21 protein-coding genes are annotated in these 23,086 nt (G+C 70.7%); 16 read left to right on the top strand and 5 right to left on the bottom strand.

What is annotated here, in order from left to right; all coding sequences use genetic code 11:
- Positions 1-51: 51 nt before the first annotated feature.
- On the bottom strand, positions 52-1,725 hold the full coding sequence (ilvD, locus tag LY12_RS01270) for a dihydroxy-acid dehydratase (protein WP_253852730.1): 1,674 nt from the start codon (positions 1,723-1,725) through the stop codon (positions 52-54).
- A gap of 42 nt (positions 1,726-1,767) precedes the next feature.
- Here ilvD and LY12_RS01265 point away from each other — a divergent pair, with 42 nt between their 5' ends.
- Both LY12_RS01265 and LY12_RS01260 read left to right on the top strand, forming a co-directional pair.
- Positions 1,768-4,182: a Tex family protein gene (locus LY12_RS01265; protein WP_253854787.1), complete on the top strand. Its 2,415-nt coding sequence runs from the start codon at positions 1,768-1,770 to the stop codon at positions 4,180-4,182.
- A gap of 147 nt (positions 4,183-4,329) precedes the next feature.
- Complete coding sequence (locus tag LY12_RS01260) at positions 4,330-4,794, top strand: GreA/GreB family elongation factor (RefSeq protein ID WP_253852728.1); 465 nt, start codon at positions 4,330-4,332, stop codon at positions 4,792-4,794.
- A gap of 102 nt (positions 4,795-4,896) precedes the next feature.
- Here LY12_RS01260 and LY12_RS01255 read toward each other — a convergent pair whose 3' ends face one another.
- From LY12_RS01255 to mftR, 3 genes are all read right to left on the bottom strand, one after another.
- Positions 4,897-6,720 (bottom strand): NPCBM/NEW2 domain-containing protein, encoded by a 1,824-nt coding sequence (locus LY12_RS01255; RefSeq protein WP_253852726.1) that lies wholly within the window; start codon positions 6,718-6,720, stop codon positions 4,897-4,899.
- A gap of 171 nt (positions 6,721-6,891) precedes the next feature.
- On the bottom strand, positions 6,892-7,725 hold the full coding sequence (locus LY12_RS01250) for an alpha/beta fold hydrolase (protein WP_253852724.1): 834 nt from the start codon (positions 7,723-7,725) through the stop codon (positions 6,892-6,894).
- A complete protein-coding gene (gene mftR / locus LY12_RS01245) occupies positions 7,716-8,330 on the bottom strand; it encodes a mycofactocin system transcriptional regulator MftR (protein ID WP_253852722.1) in 615 nt (204 codons plus the stop codon). Before mftR ends, LY12_RS01250 begins: the two co-directional genes overlap by 10 nt.
- A 79-nt stretch (positions 8,331-8,409) precedes the next feature.
- Between mftR and mftA the strand changes: the two genes are divergently transcribed.
- From mftA to mftE, 7 genes are read left to right on the top strand one after another with little or no spacing between them, the layout of a single operon-like run.
- Positions 8,410-8,508, top strand: a complete 99-nt coding sequence (gene mftA / locus LY12_RS01240; RefSeq protein ID WP_183655698.1) for a mycofactocin precursor MftA — start codon at positions 8,410-8,412, stop codon at positions 8,506-8,508.
- Positions 8,498-8,779 carry a mycofactocin biosynthesis chaperone MftB gene (gene mftB, locus LY12_RS01235; RefSeq protein WP_253852718.1) on the top strand — a complete coding sequence of 94 codons (282 nt, stop codon included), beginning with the start codon at positions 8,498-8,500 and terminating at the stop codon, positions 8,777-8,779. Before mftA ends, mftB begins: the two co-directional genes overlap by 11 nt.
- On the top strand, positions 8,780-9,997 hold the full coding sequence (gene mftC, locus LY12_RS01230) for a mycofactocin radical SAM maturase (RefSeq protein ID WP_253852715.1): 1,218 nt from the start codon (positions 8,780-8,782) through the stop codon (positions 9,995-9,997). It abuts the gene before it with no gap.
- On the top strand, positions 9,997-11,169 hold the full coding sequence (mftD, locus tag LY12_RS01225) for a pre-mycofactocin synthase MftD (protein WP_253852709.1): 1,173 nt from the start codon (positions 9,997-9,999) through the stop codon (positions 11,167-11,169). Before mftC ends, mftD begins: the two co-directional genes overlap by 1 nt.
- A gap of 6 nt (positions 11,170-11,175) precedes the next feature.
- A complete protein-coding gene (locus LY12_RS01220; protein WP_253852700.1) occupies positions 11,176-11,967 on the top strand; it encodes a mycofactocin-coupled SDR family oxidoreductase in 792 nt (263 codons plus the stop codon).
- Entirely contained in the window at positions 11,964-13,298 is a 1,335-nt protein-coding gene (mftF, locus tag LY12_RS01215) for a mycofactocin biosynthesis glycosyltransferase MftF (protein ID WP_253852698.1), read from the top strand. Before LY12_RS01220 ends, mftF begins: the two co-directional genes overlap by 4 nt.
- Positions 13,295-14,047 (top strand): mycofactocin biosynthesis peptidyl-dipeptidase MftE, encoded by a 753-nt coding sequence (gene mftE, locus LY12_RS01210; protein WP_308292047.1) that lies wholly within the window; start codon positions 13,295-13,297, stop codon positions 14,045-14,047. Before mftF ends, mftE begins: the two co-directional genes overlap by 4 nt.
- On the opposite strand, the gene LY12_RS01205 is transcribed toward mftE, so the two are convergent.
- A complete protein-coding gene (locus LY12_RS01205) occupies positions 14,035-14,259 on the bottom strand; it encodes a hypothetical protein (protein WP_253852681.1) in 225 nt (74 codons plus the stop codon). The two genes, mftE and LY12_RS01205, sit on opposite strands and share 13 nt — an antisense overlap.
- Positions 14,260-14,582: 323 nt before the next feature.
- Between LY12_RS01205 and LY12_RS01200 the strand changes: the two genes are divergently transcribed.
- From LY12_RS01200 to LY12_RS01170, 7 genes are all read left to right on the top strand, one after another.
- Entirely contained in the window at positions 14,583-15,434 is an 852-nt protein-coding gene (locus tag LY12_RS01200) for an SAM-dependent methyltransferase (protein ID WP_253852679.1), read from the top strand.
- Positions 15,435-15,643: 209 nt separating this feature from the next.
- A complete protein-coding gene (locus LY12_RS01195; protein WP_253852678.1) occupies positions 15,644-17,038 on the top strand; it encodes an FAD-binding oxidoreductase in 1,395 nt (464 codons plus the stop codon).
- Between the two features lie 7 nt (positions 17,039-17,045).
- The gene (locus LY12_RS01190) at positions 17,046-18,383 is read left to right on the top strand and encodes an SAM-dependent methyltransferase (protein ID WP_253852677.1); all 1,338 of its coding nucleotides are present in this window, start codon (positions 17,046-17,048) and stop codon (positions 18,381-18,383) included.
- Between the two features lie 3 nt (positions 18,384-18,386).
- Positions 18,387-18,875 carry a DUF2867 domain-containing protein gene (locus tag LY12_RS01185; RefSeq protein WP_253852676.1) on the top strand — a complete coding sequence of 163 codons (489 nt, stop codon included), beginning with the start codon at positions 18,387-18,389 and terminating at the stop codon, positions 18,873-18,875.
- Positions 18,872-19,702, top strand: a complete 831-nt coding sequence (locus LY12_RS01180) for an alpha/beta fold hydrolase (protein WP_253852675.1) — start codon at positions 18,872-18,874, stop codon at positions 19,700-19,702. Before LY12_RS01185 ends, LY12_RS01180 begins: the two co-directional genes overlap by 4 nt.
- Positions 19,703-19,893: 191 nt before the next feature.
- Positions 19,894-21,933: a neutral/alkaline ceramidase gene (locus LY12_RS01175; RefSeq protein ID WP_253852674.1), complete on the top strand. Its 2,040-nt coding sequence runs from the start codon at positions 19,894-19,896 to the stop codon at positions 21,931-21,933.
- A 247-nt stretch (positions 21,934-22,180) separates the two neighbouring features.
- The gene (locus LY12_RS01170) at positions 22,181-23,008 is read left to right on the top strand and encodes a mycofactocin-coupled SDR family oxidoreductase (protein ID WP_253852673.1); all 828 of its coding nucleotides are present in this window, start codon (positions 22,181-22,183) and stop codon (positions 23,006-23,008) included.
- Positions 23,009-23,086 lie beyond the last annotated feature (78 nt).

Raw genomic sequence — 23,086 nt, 5'->3', positions numbered from 1 at the left:
GGGTGCATGACGGGCCACGTCCGTCATGCACCCACGGCGCGCAGCAGGGGCTCAGGAGCAGACGGCTCCCTTCGCCGCCGTGCCCACCGTTTTCGCGTACTTGGCGAGCACTCCTGTCCGGCGCGGCACCGGGGGCATCTCCCATCCCCGAGCCCTGCTCGCCAGCTCTTCATCGCTCACGCCGACATCGAGGGTGCGGCGCTCCATGTCGAGGGTGATCGGGTCGCCGTCCCGGACGAATGCGATGGGACCGCCGTGCGCGGCCTCCGGTGCCACGTGCCCGATGCACAGTCCGGTGGTCCCACCCGAGAACCGGCCGTCGGTGAGCAGCAGCACGTCCTTGCCGAGCCCCGCACCCTTGATCGCACCGGTCACCGCGAGCATCTCGCGCATACCGGGCCCACCGCGCGGGCCCTCGCCCCGGATCACCACGACATCGCCGGGCTGCAACGAGCCGAGGGCGTCCATCGCGGCCTGTTCGCCGTCGAACACCCTCGCCGTGCCCTCGAACCGGGCCGAGTCGAAGCCCGCGCTCTTCACCACCGCCCCTTCGGGCGCGAGACTGCCGTGCAGGATGGTCAGCCCGCCGGTCGGATGGATGGGTTCGCTGAGTTTACGGATGACGTCGCCGTCCAGCTCGGGCGGCGCCAGCTCGGCGAGGTTCTCGGCGACCGTCCTGCCCGTGACCGTGAGGCAGTCGCCGTGCAGCAGACCCGCGTCGAGCAGCGCCTTCATCACCACGGGCACGCCGCCGACCCGGTCGACGGCGGTCATCACGTGCCGCCCGAACGGCTTGACGTCGGCCAGGTGCGGCACCCGGTCGCCGACCCGCGAGAAGTCGTCGAGTGTCAGCTCCACCTCGGCCTCGTTGGCGATGGCCAGCAGGTGCAGGACCGCGTTCGTCGACCCGCCGAGCGCCATCACCACCGCGATCGCGTTCTCGAACGCCTCACGCGTGAGGATGTCGCGAGCACTGATGCCCTTCTCCAGCAGTCCCACGACGGCCTCGCCGCCGTCCCGTGCGAACCGGTCGCGGCGGCGGTCGACCGAGGGCGGGCTGGCCGATCCCGGCAGCGACATGCCCAGCGCCTCGGCGGCACACGCCATCGTGTTCGCCGTGTACATGCCGCCGCACGCCCCTTCACCGGGGCAGATGGCGCGTTCGACCTTGTCGACCTCCTCCCGTGTGATCAGGCCCCGTGCGCACGCGCCGACGGCCTCGAACGCGTCGATGATCGTCACCTCGCGGCCGTCGACACTGCCGGGCAGAATCGAGCCGGCGTAGAGGAACACCGACGCCACGTCGAGGCGCGCGGCGGCCATGAGCATCCCGGGCAGGCTCTTGTCGCAGCCGGCGAGCAGCACGGCGCCGTCGAGCCGTTCCGCCTCCATCACCGTCTCCACGGAGTCGGCGATGACCTCCCGCGACACGAGCGAGAAGTGCATGCCCTCGTGGCCCATCGAGATGCCGTCCGACACCGAGATGGTGCCGAACTCCATCGGGAACCCTCCGCCGCCGTGCACGCCCTGTTTGCTCGCCTCGGCCAGCCGGTCCAAGGACAGGTTGCAGGGGGTGATCTCGTTCCACGACGACGCGATCCCGATCTGCGGCTTCGCGAAGTCGTCGTCGTCCATGCCGACCGCTCGCAGCATCCCGCGAGCAGCCGCACGTTCCATCCCGTCGGTCACCTCGCGGCTGCGAGGTTTCACGTCATGTTCGGCCATGGGGAGATCCTCCCCCGAATCCGGCCGGACCGGCAGGGCACAATGCCGTGCGTGGTTCAGACGGTGTCCATTCCCCAGAAGATCGCCGACGAGCTCGGCGTCCGCCCCGGTCAGGTCCAGGCGACGGTCGAGCTGCTCGACGGTGGTGCGACCGTGCCGTTCATCGCCCGGTACCGCAAGGAGGTGACCGGCACCCTCGACGACACGCAGCTGCGCACTCTCGAGGAACGCCTGCGCTACCTGCGGGAACTCGAAGAGCGCCGGACGGCCATCCTCGAGTCGATCGACTCGCAGGGCAAGCTCGACGACGAGCTCAGAGCGAACATCATGGCGGCCGACACGAAGGCACGCCTCGAAGACATCTACCTGCCGTACAAGCCGAAGCGCCGCACCAAGGCACAGATCGCGCGGGAGGCGGGACTCGAACCGCTCGCGGACGGCCTGCTCGGCGACCCGACGACCGAGCCGCAGACGGCCGCCGCGGCGTTCGTCGACGCCGAGCAGGGCGTCGCCGACGCGCAGGCGGCACTAGACGGCGCGAAGGCCATCCTCGTGGAGCGGTTCGCCGAGGACGCCGACCTGATCGGTGAGCTGCGCGAGCGCATGTGGAATCAGGGCTGGATGACGTCGAAGGTCCGGGAGGGCAAGGAGACCGAGGGCGCCAAGTTCGCCGACTACTTCGACTTCGCCGAACCGCTCACGAAGCTGCCGTCGCACCGGGTGCTGGCGCTGCTGCGCGGGGAGAAGGAGGAGATCCTCGACCTGTCCACCGAGCCGGAGCAGCCCGCGAACCCGGAGGATCCGCCCCGCACGGGCCCCACCGAATACGAGGTGCGGATCGCCGAACGGTTCGGCGTCGACAACCAGGGCAGGCCCGCCGACAAGTGGTTGTCGGACACGGTGCGCTGGGCGTGGCGCACGAAGATCCTGCTGCACCTGGGCATCGACCTGCGGATGCGGCTGCGGCAGAACGCCGAGGACGAGGCCGTGCGAGTGTTCGCCACGAACCTGCGCGACCTGCTGCTCGCGGCCCCGGCTGGCACGCGCGCCACGATGGGCCTCGACCCCGGCTACCGCACCGGCGTGAAGGTCGCCGTCGTCGGCTCCACCGGAAAGGTCGTCGCGACCGACACGATCTACCCGCACAAGCCGCAGGCCCGCTGGGACGAGGCGATGGCGAAGCTGGAGAAGCTGGCGCGCGAACACGGCGTCGACCTCATCGCGATCGGCAACGGCACCGCATCCCGGGAGACCGACAAGCTCGCGGGCGACCTGGTCAAGGCGAAGCCGGAGCTCGGGCTCACCAAGATCATGGTGTCCGAGGCGGGCGCGTCGGTGTACTCGGCCTCGGCCTACGCCGCGCGGGAGCTGCCGGACCTGGACGTGTCGCTGCGCGGGGCGGTCTCGATCGCGCGGCGCCTGCAGGACCCGCTGGCCGAGCTCGTGAAGATCGACCCGAAGTCCATCGGTGTCGGCCAGTACCAGCACGACCTGTCGGAATCGAAACTGTCCCGCTCGCTGGACGCGGTCGTCGAGGACTGCGTGAACGCGGTCGGGGTGGACCTCAACACGGCGTCGGTGCCACTGCTCGCCAGGGTGTCGGGCATCGGCACGTCGCTCGCGGAGAACATCGTGTCGCACCGCGACTCCACCGGGCAGTTCCGCACGCGGGACGGGCTCAAGGACGTGGCGCGGCTCGGGCCGAAGGCGTTCGAGCAGTGCGCGGGCTTCCTGCGTATCCCCGGTGGTGACGACCCGCTCGACGCCTCCGCCGTGCACCCCGAGGCCTATCCCGTGGTGCGGCGCATCCTCGACGAGACCGGCACGGGCATCCGTGAGCTCATCGGCAACACGCGCGCGCTCGGCGGGGTCAAGGCCGAACGGTTCGTCGACGACACGTTCGGCCTGCCGACCGTCACCGACATCCTCTCCGAGCTGGAGAAGCCGGGGCGGGACCCGCGTCCGGAGTTCACGACCGCGACGTTCGCCGACGGTGTCGAGAAGCTGTCCGACCTGGAGCCGGGGATGCGGCTGGAGGGTGTCGTCACCAACGTGGCAGCGTTCGGCGCGTTCGTCGACGTCGGCGTGCACCAGGACGGCCTGGTGCACGTGTCGGCCATGTCGCACAACTTCGTCAGCGATCCGCGCGAGGTCGTCAAGCCGGGCGATGTGGTGACCGTGAAGGTGCTCGCCGTGGACATCGACCGCAAACGCATCTCGCTGACCCTCCGCCTCGACGACGAGATCACGCCTGCCGGGCAGGACGGCGGCGGACCCCGCGGCGGCAAGCCGCGCGGTGGCGGCGACCGGGGCGGTCGCCAGGGCGGCAAGCAGGGCGGCGGTAAGCAGGGCGGCGGTAAGCAGGGCGGCCGGCAGAACCGCCAGGGCGGTGGCAACCAGGCCGCGGCGGGTGGCGCCATGGCCGACGCTCTCCGCAAGGCCGGTTACCGCGGCTGACAGGCCCGGGCGATCATCCGGTTCTCCCCCGTGTGACCTCGGCGAACACGGTCGTGGCGAGCTAACACGTGGCGAGGCGGGCACACAACGTCGACAATGTCGTAGATCGCGGCGCGAACGTCGTCGGATCACGTGAGGGAGGACCGGATGACGTCGACCGGAGGCATGAGCGCGAACACCCGTGAGCGCCTCCAGCAGGAACTGGATGCGCTGCGGCAACAGCGCGAGTCCCTGGCTCCACGGTTGGGCGAGGATCCGCTGGGCGACAGCGCCGATCAGGCGGATCTGCTGGAGCGCGCCGAGTCGGTGTCGAAACTCGACCGGCGTATCGCCGAGATCACGGACCTGCTGCACGGCGGCCCGTCCGCCGAGCAGCACGAGGGGCTGCTGCCGTCGGGCACGCGGGTGACGCTGAAGTTCAGCGACGGGGACACCGAGGACCTGGTCGTGGTCGGGTTCACGGCCGAGGCGGAGGACGAGCTGTCCAGCCTGACCGCGGACAGCCCGCTCGGCCGCGCCATCGCCGGTCACGCGAAGGGCGACACGATCACCTACCGCACGCCCGGTGGGCAGGTGTCGGCGGAGATCGTCGAGCTCACGCTGCCCGAGTGAGCGCTCGCAGGCACGGGTATCGATGATCCGGCCCGGTTTCCTCCCGCTCTGACGCAGCGGTGGGAAACCGGGCCGGATCTCACGGGCCCGGCCTCGCGCGCCTCAGTCGGCGCAGGTCAGAGTCGCATGCCCCCAGTCGGCGTAGTCCCCGACGGACGTGCCGTCGACGTCCTCGGCGATCAGTTCGACGGTGCCGGCGCCGTCGATGGCCGCGTCGACCGTCACGGCCGGGTCGCCCTGCCGGACCACGCCGCTGCGGTAGACCTCCCGGCCGTCGGCCTCCACGACGAACATGACGTCCCCGGATTCGCCGTCCGGGAAGGGCCGCCGCTGCGAACCCTGCGGGATGTCGTCGTCCAGGCCCGCCTCCGCGGTCAGCCGCGAGCACCGGCCTCCCGAGTAGATCGTGGCCGAGGCCGGGGCGAGCATGCCGAGGCCGTGGTCGTAGGTCTTGCCGTCGATCGTGATCTCTCCGCGGTCGGCGGGCGCCGGGCCGCCGTTGGTGCGGTCACGCTCCACGGGGCCGTGGGTGTTGCTCTCGGCGAGCAGCGGCAGCGAGGAGACACGGGTGTGGCCGCTCGGGGCCTCGGCGACCGCCACGTCCAGCGACCTCTCGGCGACCCGTCGGCCCGCCCGGTCCCGTGCGGCGACGTCGATGCGCGCGGTTCCGGACGTCTCCGGCGCCTGCAGCGTCCAGGTCAGCCGGCTGCGCTCTCCCGACTTGACGGGGCCGAGCGAACGCGTCGTGTCCGACTCGGTCGCCCAGCCGTCCGGCAGGTCCAGCTCGACGGTCGCACCGCCGAGTGCTCCGTTGCCGAGCCGCGCCACCGTCGCCGTGACGTCGACCTGTCGCCTCGGGGCCACCGCTTCGACCGGGGTGTCCACCGTGAGCGTCGTCCGCCCCGCTCCCCGGTCGGCCTTCGGCACGGTCAGCTCGTTGATCACCGTCCCGTTGCGCGCATCGCGCGCCCGGACGACCGCACCGTCGGGACCGGTCGTGACCTGGATGTACTGCCGGTTCAACACCGCCCCGGTGTCGACCGCGGTGAAGCCGTCGGGGTGGCCGCCGGGAACGTGGACCCGGTCGGCCCACCAGTCCTCGCCGATGTCGGCGTGGGTGTGGGAGGAGAAGAGCACCGCCTGCGGGTAGTCACCGAGGATCTCGCGGATCTCCTCCTCCATCAGGTGGTAGCGGCCTGCGTCACCGTCCGACTGCGTGACGGTGTTCGACAGCGGGTAGTGCGTGAAGACGAAGAACGGCTTGCCGGTGCGCCCGTGGGCCGCCACGCGGTCACGGAACCAGTCCAGCTGTTCCTGGCCGATGTGGACGTGATCGTCGAGGTTCTGGTCCTCCCACCACATCAGCTTGTCCGGGCCGATGCCGATCAGTGGGACACCGTTCACGACACGCTCGCCGTACACCTTGTCGGTTCCGGCGAAGTCGAAGTACGTGCCGTAGAGGTCCTCGGGCGTGAAGCCGTTCGGCCAGCTGGGCTGGCACAGCGTCTGCTGGTCGCACCAGGCGGGTGCGTACGCCTCGTGGTTGCCGAACGACGTGAGCAGCGGCTGGTCACGGTCATGCGCGTCCATGGTTTGGCGCACCTCGGAGTATTCCTCGGCGTAGCCGCGATCGACGATGTCGCCGTTGATCACCGTGGCGGACGAGCCGGGTGCGGCTCGTTCGGCGTCGGTGAGGACCGCGTCCCAGTCGTCGATGTGCCCCTGGATGTCGCTGAAGACGTCGAAGGTGGTCGTGCCCGGGGCGCCGGGCCGGTGGCCGGCCGGGGCCGGTCCGGCGGATCGATCGGGTCCGTCGGCCGCGGCGAGACCGGGTTGTGCCAGCAGGCTCGCGCCTGCGACCACGACGAGCGCTGCACGCAGCCGGGACCGGTGTGTGCGGGTTCGGGGAGTGCGTTGCTGGGCCATGTGGTCAGCATGGCTAAGCAACGGGGTCGGTCACCCACATCGAAACGATCTGGTGGCAGCCACCGGGTGAACGGCGAGGTTCGTTCCGATCGACCGGTATGCCCGACCGGCGGACACGGCCGCACCGATGTCGGCGGCGGACCGCGGGCCACCGCCACGACGCCCGTGGGGTCACGCCTCCCTGTCGGACGTCTGCGCGGTGAGCCACCGGTGCAGCCGGGTGGCCAGCCGCGCGGGTTGATCGAGCTGGATCAGGTGGCCCGCGTCGTCGAGGAGTTCCAGTTCGGCGCCCGCGATGGTGGCGGCGAGCCGGTGGGCGCGGTCGACGGGGATCCACGTGTCATCGCGACCCCAGACGACGAGCACGGGCAGGTCGAGGTCGCCGTACCGGGGCTGCACCGCGTCGGTGTAGGCCTGGTCGGCTTCGGCCATCTGCCGGTAGAAGGCCTGCTGTCCGATCTCGCCGAGCCACGGCGCGACAAGCGCGGCGAGGTCGGCTTCGCGCAGCCCGCGGTGACTCGCTCCGCTGATGTAGGTGCGGACGAGGCTCTCGTGGATGTCAGGGGTGAGTGTGGTGAACGCCTCCGGTGTGTCCCGCACCTGCCGGAAGAACTCCGAACCCCAGGGTGCGAGCGCGACGACGTCGACGAGCGCGAGCGAGGCGTAGGCCGATCCGTGCAGCAGGTGCGCCCGCAGCGCCACGGCCCCGCCGTAGTCGTGGGTGACCAGGTGCGGCCGGTCGAGGTTCCAGTACGTGAGCAGGTCGGCGAGCAACTCGCCCTGGACGTCGAGCGACACGGCGTGGTCGGGCAGTTTCGACGACGCCCCGTAGCCCGGCATGTCCCACAGGTAGACGGTGTACTCGGCCGACAGGGCGTCGGCGAAGGGTTCCCACAGCCACGACGACCACGGCGTGCCGTGGCAGAACACGACGGGCGGGCCGCTGCCGCGCGAGGCCCAGCGGACGGTGCGGCCGTGCCAGTCGAACGTCTCGGTCAACTGCATCGGGACTCCTCTCCGAAACCGCGGGCCAACTCGGCGAACGCGGTGTCGAGCACTGTAGCCAGGTCGCTGTCCGGGTCGCCGAGCCAGTGCTCGTACGCGGCGAGCGCGGTTCCGAGCGCGGCGTGGGCGATGGCCTGCGGGGTGAGGTCCGCCCGCTGCCGGCCGGTGCGCTGTGCGGCGAACTCGGCCACCACCTCGCGCCAGTCGGCGTACCGCAGCGTCGAGTGCGCCTGAAGCGCGGGCACCCGCAGGATCAGTTCGAGCCGCCTGCGGTGCCGTTCCGTTTCGGCGGGGGCGACCCGGTTGAAGTCGACGACCACGGCGCGCAGCGACTCCATGACGGGTTCGGCCGGCGGGCGGGCCGCGAACCGTTCGCGCATGTATTCGAGCTGGTCGGTGAACGCGCCCCACACGACGTCGTTCTTCGAGTCGAAGTACCGGAAGAACGTGCGCCTGCCGATGCCCGCGGCCTTCGCGATGTCGTCGACGGTGGTGGCGTCGAAGCCGTCCCGGTCGAACAACCGGAAAGCGACCTTCTCCAGTTCGACCTGACTGGTCGAAGGGCGCCGACCTGGCCGTCCGGGCGAACTTGCCGCGGTACCCACCTGACCCCTTCCATTTGACACCCGGTGTCATTAACGTCGGATGTGCTGTCACACACAACGACGTGAAAGGTAGCGTGCCATGTCCGAGAACCACACGGTCACCACCGCCGAGGCGGACATCGAGGAGGACCTGCTCGTCGAGGAGGTCTCCATCGACGGAATGTGCGGTGTCTACTGAGGCATTCGCCCCGGACCGGCCGTATCGGCTCTCCCCGAGTGTCGCTCTGCGGCCGGAACCGTTCGGGGCGCTCGTCTACGACTTCACCACGCGGAAGCTCTCCTTCCTGAAAACCCGGCTGCTCGTCGACGTCGTGCACGCGCTGGAAGAAGCGCCGGACGCACACGCGGCACTGCGGTCGGCCGAGGTACCCGACGGCCAGCACGGCCAGTACCTCGACGCCCTCGCGGGGCTCGCCTCCGCGGGCACGATCGAAGTCAGAGGTGACTGAATGAAACTCGTCGAGCATTTCCAGCACGGGCTCGACGCACCGATCTGCCTGACGTGGGAACTGACCTACGCCTGCAATCTCTCGTGCGTGCACTGCCTGTCCTCCTCCGGCCGCCGCGACCCTCGGGAACTGTCCACAGCGGAATGCAAGGCCGTCATCGACGACCTGCAGCGGCTGCAGGTCTTCTACATCAACATCGGCGGCGGCGAGCCGACCATCCGCTCGGATTTCTGGGAGATCGTCGAATACGCCGTCGACCACCAGGTCGGCGTGAAGTTCTCCACCAACGGCGTGCGGATCACGCCGGAACGGGCCCGGTGGCTGGCCGAGTCCGACTACGTCGACGTGCAACTGTCGCTCGACGGCGCCACGCCCGAGGTCAACGACCCGGTGCGCGGCGACGGCTCGTTCGACACGACCATGACCGCGATGCGCAACCTGCGCGAGGCGGGTTTCACCGGGTTCAAGATCAGCGTGGTCATGACCCGCCACAACATCGGCCAGCTCGACGAGTTCAAGCGCATCGCCGACGAGTTCGACGCCCAGCTGCGGATCACCCGGCTGCGGCCGTCGGGCCGTGGCGCGGACACGTGGGACGAGCTGCACCCACTGCCGGAGCAGCAGCTCGAGCTCTACGACTGGCTCGTCGCCCACGGCGAGGACGTGCTCACCGGCGACTCGTTCTTCCACCTCAACGCGCTGGGCTCGACCCCGCTGCCCGGGCTGAACCTGTGCGGCGCCGGGCGGGTGGTGTGCCTGATCGACCCGATCGGCGACGTCTACGCCTGCCCGTTCGCCATCCACGACGAGTTCCTCGCGGGCAACGTACGCGACGAGGGCGGTTTCACGTCCGTGTGGCGGGAGTCCGAGCTGTTCAACCGCCTGCGTGAGCCCCAGACCGGCGGGGCGTGCAGTTCGTGTTCGGCCTTCGACACGTGCCAGGGCGGCTGCATGGCTGCGAAGTTCTTCACCGGACTTCCCCTGGACGGCCCCGATCCCGAGTGTGTCAAGGGCAACGGGCAGCGCGCCCTCGAACTCGTCGGGGCGGGTGCGCCGAAACCGACACCGGACAAGGACCACTCCCGTCCCGGCAAGAAGAAGCAGTCGGGCGTGCCGGTCGCGATCGGCTGGGGCCCACCGGAACCCGAGCGCCTGCCGGACCGCGCCTGTGACACCAGTCCGCTCGCCGGCATGCCCTCACCGAAGGAGATGCGCTGATGGCCAGCACGAAGGACTGGTTCGAAACCGTCGCCGAGGCGCGGGAGCGCGCACGCAAGCGGCTTCCGAAACCGGTGTTCCTGGCGTTGCACGCGGGCTCCGAAGCCGGCGGAACGCTGGCCGACAACACGGCGTCGTTCGCCGAACTCGGGTTGCGCCCGCGGATCGCCGACCTGCCTGCCGAACGGGAGCAGGCGACGAGGGTACTCGGCAGCGACATCTCACTGCCGGTGATCGTCTCGCCCACGGGCGTGCAAGCGGTACACCCGGACGGCGAGGTGGCGGTCGCCAAGGGCGCGGCACAGTCGGGCACGGCGATCGGACTGAGCTCGTTCGCCTCCAAGCCCGTCGAAGAGGTCGCCGCGGTCAACGACAACACGCACTTCCAGGTGTACTGGCAGGGCAGCCGCGACGACATGCTCGCACGCATGGACCGTGCCAAGCGGGCGGGCGCGAAGGCGCTGATCGTCACGCTGGACTGGGTGTTCGCGACCGCCCGGGACTGGGGCTCGCCGCCGATTCCGGAGAAGGTGGACGTGGCCACGGCCGTCAAGTTCGCACCGCAGGTGCTGACGCGGCCCGGCTGGCTCGCCACGTACCTGCGTTCGGGTTCGCTGCCGGACCTGACGACCCCGAACATCGTCGGCAAGGGCGAGAAGGGGCCGCCGTTCTTCGGTGCCTACGGCGAGTGGATGGGCACCCCTCCCCCGTCCTGGGATGATCTGGCGTGGCTGCGCAGCCAGTGGGACGGCCCGTTCGTCGTCAAGGGCGTCTACCGGCCCGACGACGCCAAGCGCGCCGTGGACATCGGGGCGAGCGCGATCTCGGTGTCCAACCACGGCGGCAACAACCTCGACTCGACGCCCGCCACCATCCGCACCCTCCCCGGCGTCGCCGACGCCGTCGGCGGGCAGATCGAGGTGTTGCTCGACGGCGGCATCCGGCGCGGCAGCGACGTCGTCAAGGCCCTCGCCCTGGGTGCGAACGCCGTGCTGATCGGCCGCGCCTACCTGTGGGGCCTGGCCGCGGGCGGCGAACGCGGTGTGCACAACGTGCTGGAGATCCTCCGCCAGGGCATCGACAGCACGTTGTACGGACTCGGCAGGAAGTCGGTGCACGATCTGGAACCGAGCGACGTGGTCGTGCCGGACGGCTTCACCCGGGGTATGTGACCCGGCGTGGCCGTTGCGCTGGTCACAGGGGCGGCGCGCGGGATCGGCGCCGCGGTGGTCCGCCGGCTCGCCTCGGCGGGCTGGCGGGTGGTCGCGGTGGACGTGGCCACCGAACCCGGCACCGATCCCGACGCGCTGCCCGACGTCACGTATCCGCTCGGCACCAGGGAACAACTGTCCACTGTGGCCGGCGAATTCCCGGGTGCCGTGGCCGACGTCGCGGCGGACGTGCGCGACGTCGACGCACTGCACTCGGCCGTCGCCACGGCGGAGGCCGAGTTCGGCGGGCTCGACGCCGCGGTGGCGTGCGCCGCGGTGATGGCGGGCGGCACCCCACTGTGGGAGACGACCGACGCGGAATGGTCGGCGCTGTTCGACACGGGCGTGACCGGCGTGGCGAACCTGGCGAGAGCGGCCGTGCCCGCACTGCTGCGGTCGTCGGACGGGCGGTTCGTCGCGCTCGCGTCGTCGGCTGCCCACCACGGCCTGTGGCATCTGGCCGGCTACAACGCGGCCAAGCACGCCGTCGTCGGGCTGATCAAGGGACTGGCGGCCGACCTGCGCGGCACCGGTGTGTGCGCGACGGCCGTCTCGCCCGGTTCGACCCGCACCGACCTCCTCGACGCCACGGCTCGCCTCTACGATCTGGGGAGTATGGACGAGTTCACCGGCCACCAGCTCCACCAGCGGCTCCTCGACCCGGACGAGGTCGCCGCCGTCGTGGCGTTCCTGTGTTCGCCGGAGTCCTCGGCGATCACGGGAACCGTCGTGCACGCCGACGGCGGGTTCCGGCCGTGAAGCCCGGCACGCGGTTCACGCTGGACGTCGCCGCCCGCCGCACCGGTGCCGTCGTGATCGGCGGTTCGCCGCTGCGCCTGGTACGGCTCGGCTCGGCGGGCACGCGGATGCTGGACCGGTGGACCTCCGGCGAGCCGCTCACCGAATCGCCCGGCCAGCTGCGCCTCGCGCGCAAGCTCGTCGACGCGGGCATCCTGCACCCGAGGCCGCCGGCGGGGCCGTCGCCCTCCGACGTCACCGTGGTCGTTCCGGTCAAGGACGACGCCACGCGCGTCGAGCGGTTGCGGGCGGCCACGACCGAGTGCGGCGGGCACGTCGTCGTCGACGACGGCTCGGCCGAGCCCGTGACGGGCGCCGACGTGCGTCACGAGACACCGCGAGGCCCTGCGGCGGCCCGCAACTCGGGCAGCCGCAGGGCGGGCACCGAGTTCGTGGCTTTCCTCGACGCCGACACCGTGCCCGAACCGGGATGGCTCGACGCGCTGCTGCCCCACTTCGGCGATCCGTCCGTGGTGGCCGTCGCGCCCCGCGTGCGCAGCTCGCCCGGCGACGGGCTGCTCGCCAGGTACGAACTAGAACAGTCCAGTTTGGACCTCGGTGCGAAACCGGCCCCGGTCCGCCCGATGAGCAAGGTCAGCTACGTGCCGACGGCGGCGCTCGTGGTGCGCCGCGGAGCGCTGACCGCCGCCGGCGGCTTCGACGAACAGCTGCGCTACGGCGAGGACGTCGACCTCGTGTGGCGACTCCTCGACATCGGCGGAGTGCGGTACGAGCCCGCCTCGGTGGTGCGGCACGAGCCCCGTCCGACGGTGCGCTCGTGGCTGCGGCAACGGTTCGACTACGGCACGTCGGCGGCCCCGCTGTCCCAGCGGCACCCGGAACGGCTCGCCCCGGCACGGGTGTCCGCGGTGACGACGGCGGCCTGGGCACTGGCGGCCGTGGGGCGGCCACTTCCCGCCGCAGCCGTGGCCGCCGGCGCGACCGCCCTGCTGGCGCGGCGATTGTCGACGTCCACACGCGACGTGCCGCATTCCGAGGTGGTCCGCCTCGCCGCCCGCGGCCAGTTGGGCGCGGGCCGACTGTTGGCCGCCGCGTCCCGGCGCGTGTGGTGGCCGCTGCTGCTGCCGACCCGGCGTGGCCGCCGGGTGCTGGCGGCGGCGTATCTGCCGTTCGCCGCACAGACCGGATCTCCGGGACGGTTGGCGCTGCGCATCGCCGACGACGTGGCCTACGGCGCCGGCGTGTGGACCGGATGCGTGCGGCACCGCACGGCCACTCCCCTGTTGCCGCAGTTCACCGAGCGGCCGTTCGCCCAGGGCCGGGGCCGGTGACCGACCCGGGCTCCGGCTCCGCGTTCGGCTCCGGCTCCAGTACCGGCTCCGGACACGACCCGGACGGCGGTACCGGAGCCGAACTCGGCCGGGCGGCCTGGCCCGAGGTCGGCGCGTCGGTACTGGCCGTGCCGCTCGGCGCGACCGAACAGCACGGGCCGCACCTTCCCCTGGACACCGACACGACCGTCGCCGCGCACCTGGCACGCAGGCTCGCCGCGCGCGTGCCGGACGTCGTCGTCGCGCCGGCGGTGCCGTACGGCGCGAGCGGCGAACACGCGGGATTCCCTGGCACGCTGTCGATCGGCACACAGGCCCTCGAACACCTCCTCGTGGAGCTGGGCCGATCGGCGGACCGGTTCCGCGGCGTCGTGTTCGTCAACGGCCACGGCGGCAACACCGAAGCGCTGCGGGCCGCGGTGCGGCTGTTGCGCGAGGAGGGACGGCACATCCTCGCCTGGGCGCCGTCGGGACCGGCGGACGACAGTCATGCCGGCCGCACCGAGACGTCGGCGATGCTGCACCTGCGGCCGGGCGACGTGCGCCTCGACGTAGCGGCGGCAGGCACCACCGCACCGCTCCCGGAGCTGCTAGGTGCGCTGCGCGACGGCGGCGTGGGCGCCGTGAGCCCGAACGGCGTACTCGGCGACCCGACCGGCGCCTCGGCAACCGAAGGGCGGCGGCTCCTCGACGAGTGGACCGAGCAGCTGACCTCCGCCGTCCGCGCCTGGCTGGGTCACGAGTCCTGATCCAGCGCCGCGGCCGGAACACCACCGTCGAGCTCCGAGGCACGCGTCAGCAGCCGGGTGGCCACGTGCTGCAGGTTGTCGCCCAGTGCGCGCAGCCCCTCGGCCGGCAGCTCCCCACCGTCCTGGTGAGCGCACAGTTCGACGACGGCCTCACCGAGCCGCGTGTTCACCGCGGAGAGGTGGACGAGTAGCTCTCGGTCACGACGGATCATCCCGCCCCCGTTTCTCCCGTGCGTGTTCCCGCACTGCCTGCGTCGCTGCCACGACACTACCAGCGCGGAACGACGCGGTGCAGCGCGGCGTGAATCTCTCGGGTGACACCGAGGTTTGCACCGGATGCGACGATCACCCTTACGAGGGAAGCGACGCCGCTCCGGCACGATCGGCCCGGCGGACACGACCTTCGGCGCAGGCAGCGCGGTGACACGGCGCGGGTGACCACGGCGCAGCGGAGACACTGCGGGGCTGAGACACGGCGCAGCGGAGACGGCGCGGCCGAGACGGCGAAGCGGAGGCACGGCGAGGTGAGGGCACAGTGAGCGCAGAACCCGACGACGCGCTGCGCGCGATCGAGGAGAGCCTGGACAAGCCGTCCGCGGCCCGGATCTACGACTACTTCATCGGCGGTGAGACGAACTACGCGATCGACCGCGCCTTCGCGGAGAAGGCGCGTGAACGCATCCCGCAGCTCGGCGACTACTGCCGTACCAGCAGGCAGTTCCTCGGCCGCACGGTCCGCTGGTGCGCCGCCGAGGCGGGCGTGCGCCAGTTCGTCGACCTGGGTTCGGGCCTGCCGACCGTGGGCAACGTCCACGAGGTCGCCGACGAGGCGCGGCCGCAGCACGACACGCGCGTCGTGTACACCGACAACGAGCCGATCGCGCTCACCCACTCGGAGATGCTGCTGGCCGACACCGCCGACAGCGACCGGCACGTGGCGATCGCCGCCGACGTGATGCAGCCCGACGAACTCTGGTCGCGCGTCATGGCCACCGGCCTGATCGACCGCGACGAGCCCGTCGTGATGCTGGTCAACGCGGTGCTGCACTTCCTCAAGGACGACGCCGACCCTGACCGGCTGCTCGACTTCTACCGCAGGCAGCTTCCGGCCGGCTCACTGCTCGTGCTCTCGCAGATGACCAACGAGAACCCGGCGAGCGAGGCCGAGCGCACGGCTCTCGACGACCTCGTGGACTACTACGAGAACACGACGAACCCCGGCCAGCTGCGCACGTCCGAGGAGTTCGCCCGGTTCTTCGGGGACTTCGCACTCGTCGACCCGGGTCTCGTCTATGCGCCCGCGTGGCGGCCCGACGAGGACACGCTGTTCGCGCAGGTTCCGTCGGCGTCGCGCGTCCTCGGCGGTGTGGCCCGCAAACCCGTCTGACGGCCACCCTCCGCGTGTCCTGCACCCGCGCGCCCGTGTTGCAGATCCCGGGGGCCGTGTTGCAGGTTCCGGGGACCGTGTTGCCGATTCCAGAGGGCTGACGCCACACGGCCGTGACCCGGGGTGCAGAACCGCGTGTCGGCCGCCCCGTTCCTCCGAGCGCATGACTCGCAGTGGCAGGTCACGGTGTTCGGAGCCATGATCGGGGTATGCACTCCAGCGGTGCCGCCGATCCGACCGGGTCAGAAAACGCCGGGTACCACGCCCACAGTGGGTATACCCGGCGTGTGACGGCTCTGCGTGACGACCTGAAGGCACTGCCCGCGGGCACGCCGGTGCGACTGGCCAAACGCACGTCGAACCTCTTCCGCCCGCGTGCCCTGGCCGATGCCGGCCTCGACGTGTCGACGTTCGACCACGTGCTGTCGGTCGACCCGGATGCCCGGACGGCAGACGTCGAGGGCATGGTCACCTACGAGCAGCTCGTCGACGCCACGCTGCCGCACGGGCTGGTGCCCCTCGTGGTGCCGCAGCTGAAGACGATCACGCTCGGCGGCGCCGTCACGGGGCTGGGGATCGAATCGTCGTCGTTCCGCGCAGGCATGCCCCACGAGTCGGTCCTGGAGATGGACATCCTCACCGGTGACGGCGACATCGTCACCGCCACCCCCGGCGGCGAGCACAGCGACCTGTTCTTCGCGTTCCCCAATTCCTACGGCACGCTCGGCTACGCACTGCGGCTCCGCATCGAGCTCACACCGGTGCGTCCCTACGTCCGGCTCGACCACGTCCGCTTCTCCGATCCCGGCCGGTTCTTCGACCGCCTCGCCCGCGCCTGCCGCGACGGCGAGGCGGATTTCGTCGACGGCACCGTCTTCGCGCCCGGCGAGCTGTATCTGACGCTCGCCTCGATGGAAGGGGAACCCGGCCGGGTCAGCGACTACACGTGGCTCGACATCTACTACCGCTCCATCCGCGAGCGCCCCGTCGACCACCTGCCGGTGCGCGACTACCTGTGGCGCTGGGACACCGACTGGTTCTGGTGCTCCCGCGCGCTGGGTGCGCAGAACCGGCTGGTGCGGCTACTCGCTGGCCCCCGGCTACTGCGGTCCGATGTGTACTGGAAGGTCGTGAACGTCGAACGGCGGCACGGCTGGCTCGCCCGCGTCTCACGACTGCTCGGCAGGCCCGAACGTGAACCGGTGATGCAGGACGTCGAAGTCCCGATAGGCAAGGCCGGGAAGTTTCTCTCCTTCCTGCACCGGGAAATCCCCATCAGTCCGATCTGGATCTGCCCGCTGCGGCAACGCGACGGCAGGCGCTGGCCGCTGTACGAACTGGACCCCGACGAGCTGTACGTCAACTTCGGCTTCTGGGGCACGGCTCCGCTCGCACCCGGCGAATCCCAGGGCGCCCACAACCGGCGCATCGAGGAGATCGTCACGGCGCTCGGCGGGCGCAAGTCGCTGTACTCGGAGAGCTTCTACGACCCCGACACGTTCTGGCGGCTCTACAACGGGCCCGCATACCGGGCCGTCAAGCAGCGGTACGACCCCGGCGGACGGCTGCTCGACCTCTACGCGAAGTGCGTGCAAGCGAGGTGATCACACGATGGTGGCGACACGTCCCCTCTCCACGGCGCCCACGTCCACGCATCCGCGGGAACGCGGCGCCACGTCCGGCCCCGGTGGCGGCCTGCCGCTGAGTGCGCTGCTGACCCGGCTGCTCGGCGACAACCCGCCGGTGACGGTGACCGCGTACGACGGCACCGTGGTCGGCGACCCCGACGCGGCGCCGCGCATCCACATCCGCACCCCGGCGGCGCTGAGCTACGTGCTGACGGCTCCGAACGAGCTGGGCATGGCGCGCGCGTACGTCACGGGCACGCTCGACATCACCGGCGACGTGTACGCGGTACTGCGGGCGATCGACGAGGTGTCGCCGAGCATGGCCGACAAGGCGTGGCTGGCACGTGCCATGGCCGGGTACGCGCGCGAGCTGCTGCGGCCGGTGCCGATCCCGGCCGAGGAAGCTCCGTCACGGGCACGCCGTGTGCTGCACGGATTGCGGCATTCGAAGGCACGCGACAGCGTCGCGATCGCGCGGCACTACGACGTGTCCAACCGGTTCTACGAACGGGTACTCGGACCGTCGATGGCCTACACCTGCGCCTGTTTCCCCGAGGCCGCGTCGACGCTGGAGGAGGCGCAGTTCCACAAGTTCGACCTCGTGTGCCGCAAGCTCGGACTGCGCCCCGGCATGCGGCTGCTCGACGTCGGCTGCGGCTGGGGCGGCATGGTCGCCCACGCAGCCGAACATTACCGCGTGACCGCGCTCGGGGTGACGCTGTCGCGGCAGCAGGCCGAGTGGGCGCAGCGCGACCTCGCGGTACGGGGCCTCGCGGGTCGTGCCGAGGTGCGGCACCTGGACTATCGCGACGTCACCGAGACCGGGTTCGACGCGGTGTCGTCGATCGGGCTGACCGAGCACATCGGCGCGCGGGCGCTGCCGTCGTACTTCCGGTTCCTGTCGTCGAAGGTGCGTCCCGGCGGGCGACTGCTCAACCACTGCATCGTGCGGCCGCACACCTACGACTCGCATCGCACGGGGCCGTTCATCGACCGCTACGTCTTCCCCGACGGCGAACTCGAGGGCGTCGGCACGATCGTGTCGGCGATGCAGGACAACGGGTTCGAGGTGCGGCACGCCGAGAACCTGCGGGAACACTACGGCCGCACCCTCGCCGCCTGGTGCCGCAACCTCGACGCCCATTGGGACGAGGCGGTCGCCGAGTCCGGTGTGCAACGTGCCCGGGTGTGGGCGCTGTACATGGCGGCCTCGCGGCTGGCGTTCGAACGGCACCGGCTGGAGCTGCAGCAGGTGCTGGGCGTGAAGGTCGGAGAGCGCGGCGACGCTGCGATGCCGCTACGTCCGGATTGGGGTGTGTGAACCGTGCGCATACCTGCGCCCGCGGCCGACCGCGCCGACCATGCTTCCGCGTTCCGCGCGGTCACCGCCGTGTCACAGGCGCGTACACCGCGCGAATGGACACGCATCGTGTTCGAGGGTGCGCCCACCCCGCTGGCCGTGTTCGTCCGGTTCGGTTGGCGGAACGTTCTCCGGTTCCGGCTCAGCGACTCTCCCGCGTCGGTGGCGGGTTGGCGTCTCGCGGATGCCGACGAGGATTCGGCGGTTCTCGAAGCCCACTCACCGCTGCTCGAGGCGCGCAACGTGGCTTTCGTCGACGACGACGGTGTCACCTGGGCGACGTACGTGCGGTTCCACGGCCGCGTCGGACGCGCCGTGTGGGCGATCGCGGCGCGTCTGCACCACGTCGTGCTGCCGTATCTCCTGCGCCGTGCCGTGCGGCGAACCGAACGTTCGCTCCGCCTTGGCGGAGTGAACGCGACGTCGGTGACGTCCGCTACCGTGCGGGCGTGATCGAGCATCTCAGCATTCCCACGTCCGCAGGCGATTTCGACGCGATCGCCGCGGGTCCGCAGGACGGCCGTCCGGTGTTGCTGCTGCACGGGTTCCCCGAGGCCGCTGTGGAATGGGAACACCAGGTCGCGCGCCTCGGCGCCGAGGGATACCGCGCCGTGGCGCCCGACCAGCGCGGCTATTCGCCCGGTGTGCGGCCGACCGACGTCGCCGACTACGACATGGACCATCTGGTCGACGACGTCGTCGCGATGGCGGGCGCACTCGGCTGGTCACGGTTCGACCTGGTGGGACACGACTGGGGCGGTGCCGTCGCCTGGTGGACCGCCGACCGGCACCCCGACCGGCTGCGCACGCTCACCGCGGTGTCGACGCCGCATCCTCGTGCGCTGGGCGACGCGCTCCGCACCGACGAGGACCAGGCGATGCGCTCGCAGTACATGCGTGACTGGCGCAGCTCCGACACCGAGAAGCGCATGCTCGCCGACGGCGGCGAGCCGCTGCGCCGTATGTTCGAGTGGAAGGTTCCGCGAGGCCGGGTGGACGACTACCTCGCACGGTTGTCCGAACCGGGCGCCCTGACCGCCGCGTTGAACTGGTACCGGGCCGGCAGCCCGAAGGCGGCGATCGAGGCGGTGACGGTGCCGACCCTGTACGTCTGGAGCACCGAGGACGTCGCGTTCGGCTCGACGGCGGCGCTGGCGACCGAGCAGTGGGCCCACGGGCCGTACGAGTTCCAGATGCTCGAAGACGTCACGCACTGGGTCCCCGAGGAGGCCCCGGAACAGCTGACCGCACTGTTGCTGGACCACCTCCACCGGCACTGAGCCACACCCCGCGGGGACGCAGCGCTGCTCCCGGCTGCGACCTGAGCACACGCCGGGGCCGCCACCCGGGTGATACCGCCCGATTATCACCCGGTCGGGACCGGTTCCCGTCGGTTGCACCCTTGCGCGACCCAACCCCGACGCCGAAAATTCGAATCTCATTCACGTTTTGCCGGCGGACGGGTGAGCGGATGACGAAACGCGTGTTGGTCCTGGTCACGACGCTGCTTCTCGGTGCGTCGTTGCTCACGGCCCCTGCCGGCGCGAGCCCGTCCGAAGGGAAGGATGCCGTGCACGCAGCCGAGCCGTATCTCGTGGGACGCGGCATCGCCGACGCGACGGGCGAGATCGCCGAGGTCGGCCTGATGGGCTACGGCCGCATCGATCAGCAGGCAGCCGGTCTGCACAACCGCCAGCGTTCGCGCGCGTTCGTCATCGCCGACAGGGAGACGGGCCGGCGCGTGCTGCTGATCGTCGTGGACGCACCGATGATCTTCAACAGCGTGCGCCAGGAAGTGCTGCGCAGGCTGGCGGAGCGCTACGGCGACACCTACACCGAGCGCAACGTCATGCTGACCGCCACACACTCGCACGCCGCCCCGGGTGGCCATTCGCACCACCTGCTGTACAACCTGACCACGCTGGGTTTCCACCGGAAGACGTTCGAGGCGGTCACGTCCGGCATCGTCGAATCGGCCGATCGCGCCCATGCCGATCTCGCACCCGCGTCGCTCACGCTCACCCATGACGAGCTCACCGGCGCGAGCGCCAACCGTTCACGCGCGGCGTTCGAGCGCAACCCCGACCGTGACAAGGCCCATTTCCCCGACGCGGTCGACCCGCAGACCTCGCTGCTGCGGATCGAACGCGACGGCAGGCCCGTCGGCGCGATCAACTGGTTCCCGGTCCACGCGACGAGCATGTCCGGCGACAACCGTCTCGTCAGCTCCGACAACAAGGGATACGCCGCCTATCGCTGGGAACGGCAGGACGCGGGCGTCGACTACCGCGGCGATCGCTCGCCGTCGTTCGTCTCGGCGTTCGCCCAGACCAACGCGGGCGATCTAACACCCAACCTCGACCTGACCCCGCCGACTACGCCCGAGGACTTCGGCCGCACGACCGCCAACGGCGAGCGACAGTATCGTGCCGCGAAACGCCAGCTGACCGCGGCCGGCACGGACCTCGCGGGCGGGGTCGATGCGCGGCTCGTCCACGTCGATCTCTCCGATGTGGAGGTTCGCCCCGAGTTCACCGGCGACGGCCGGACGCACCGCACCTGCTCACCGGCGGTCGGTGCGGCCATGGCTGCGGGCAGCCTGGAGGACGGGCCGGGCTTCCCCGGATTCGACGAGGGCGAGAATCCGTTGTGGGACAAGGTTTCCCACGCCGTGCTGTACCGCGCATCGCCGAAGCTGAAGGAATGTCAGGCACCGAAGGGCGTGTTCGCGCCGGTCGGGGCCATGAACAAGGTCTATCCGTGGGTGCAGGAGATCGTGCCGGTGCAGCTGGTGCGTATCGGCGACCTGTACCTCATCGGCATGCCCGGCGAGGTGACGGTCACGGCAGGCCTGCGGCTGCGGCGGACGGTCGCCGAGACCGTGGGTGCCGACCTGCGCGACGTCCTCGTCGCGGGCTATGCCAACTCCTACTTCCACTACCTGACCACGCCGGAGGAGTACGACGCCCAGCACTACGAGGGCGGCAGCACCCTGTTCGGCCGGTGGCAGCTGCCGGCCTTGCAGCAGACCGCGCACGGTCTCGCGACGGCGATGCGCGACGGCCGTGACGTGCCGCCCGGCGAGCAGCCCGCGGATCTGTCGGGCAAGCAGTTCCGGCTCCAGCCCGGTGTCGTGCTCGACACGCCTCCGATCGGTACACGGTTCGGCGACGTGCTGACCCAGCCCGCCACGGCCTACTCCGCGGGGGAGCAGGTGTCCGCGGCGTTCGCCGGTGCCCACCCGAGCAACGACCTGCACCGTGGGGGCACGTACCTGGAGGTGCAGCGCTGGGACGGCCGCGCGTGGCGGACGGTTGCCGACGACGGCGACTGGTCGACCACGTTGCACTGGAAACGCCGCGGCCTGTCGTCGTCCCGCGTCACGATCACGTGGCGGCCGCCCGCCGGCACCACCGGCCCCCACCGGATCCGCTACCGCGGGGACGCCAAGAACACCCTCGGCCGCATCACCCCGATCACGGGCGTGACGAGGGAGTTCACGATCCACTGACCCGTACGCCGTGTTGCGCTTTCCGGGGACCGTGTTGCGGATTCCGGCGGCCGTGTTGTGGATCCCGGGGACCGCCGGGAAGCCGGTCCCGGGAAGCGCACCCTTGCTCCGCCTCGGCGCACCGTGGCAGCGCACTCGATCGAATGCGCCGTATGGCTGTTGTCGCCGCCCGCTCCTGGACCTTCGGCACCCCGTGCCATAACGTCCTGCCCAGGGCGCCGTAGTCAACGACGACACGGAGATGACCATGGGCAGGTTCGACGACAAGGTCGCGTTCATCACCGGTGCAGCACGCGGTCAGGGCCGGAGCCACGCGGTGGCCCTCGCCGAGGAAGGCGCCGACATCATCGCCATCGACACGACGGCGAAGGTCGACAGCATCCCCTATCCCCTCGCCACGGCGGACGACCTCGACGAGACGGTACGGCTCGTGGAACGAACCGGGCGGCGGATCGTCGCGCGGGACGCCGACGTACGCGATTCGCAGGCACTCGCGGCCGCGGTGAACGCCGGGGTCGACCGATTCGGCCGGCTCGACATCGTCCTGGCCAATGCCGGGATCTTCGGGCACGGGCCGTCCCTCGAGATGACCGACGAGGCGTGGCAGGACACGATCGACATCAACCTGACGGGTGTGTGGAAGACGCTGAAGGCGGCCGTGCCACACATCATCGACGGCGGCCGCGGCGGGTCCGTCGTCATCACGAGTTCGGTCGCCGGCGTCCAGGCGAACGCGAACACGGCGCACTACGCCTCGTCCAAGGCCGGGCTGATCATGTTGATGAAGGTCATGGCGAAGGAGTTGGCACCGCACAACATCCGCGTCAACACCGTGCACCCCACGGCGGTCGCGACCGACATGATCCTCCGTGAGTCGCTGTACCGGTTGTTCGCACCCGACGTCGAGAATCCGACGCGCGCCGACTTCGAGGCCGCCGCCCAGGACCTCAACGCCCTTCCCGTCGTCGCCCTCCAGCCCGAGGACGTCACCGACCAGGTGCTGCACCTGGTGTCCGACAAGGGCAGGTACATCACCGGATCCATGCAGATGGTCGAGGCCGGTACCGACCTGTAGTCGGGCGGCGGCGAGCGGTCCGGTCGGCAGGCGGCACACCGGCCGACCGGACCGCAGAACACGCGTGTCCGACTGCAG

The organism is Prauserella alba (assembly GCF_024171735.1).
GTDB lineage: Bacteria > Actinomycetota > Actinomycetes > Mycobacteriales > Pseudonocardiaceae > Prauserella > Prauserella alba.
This window is presented reverse-complemented; position numbering and strand designations above follow the sequence as displayed.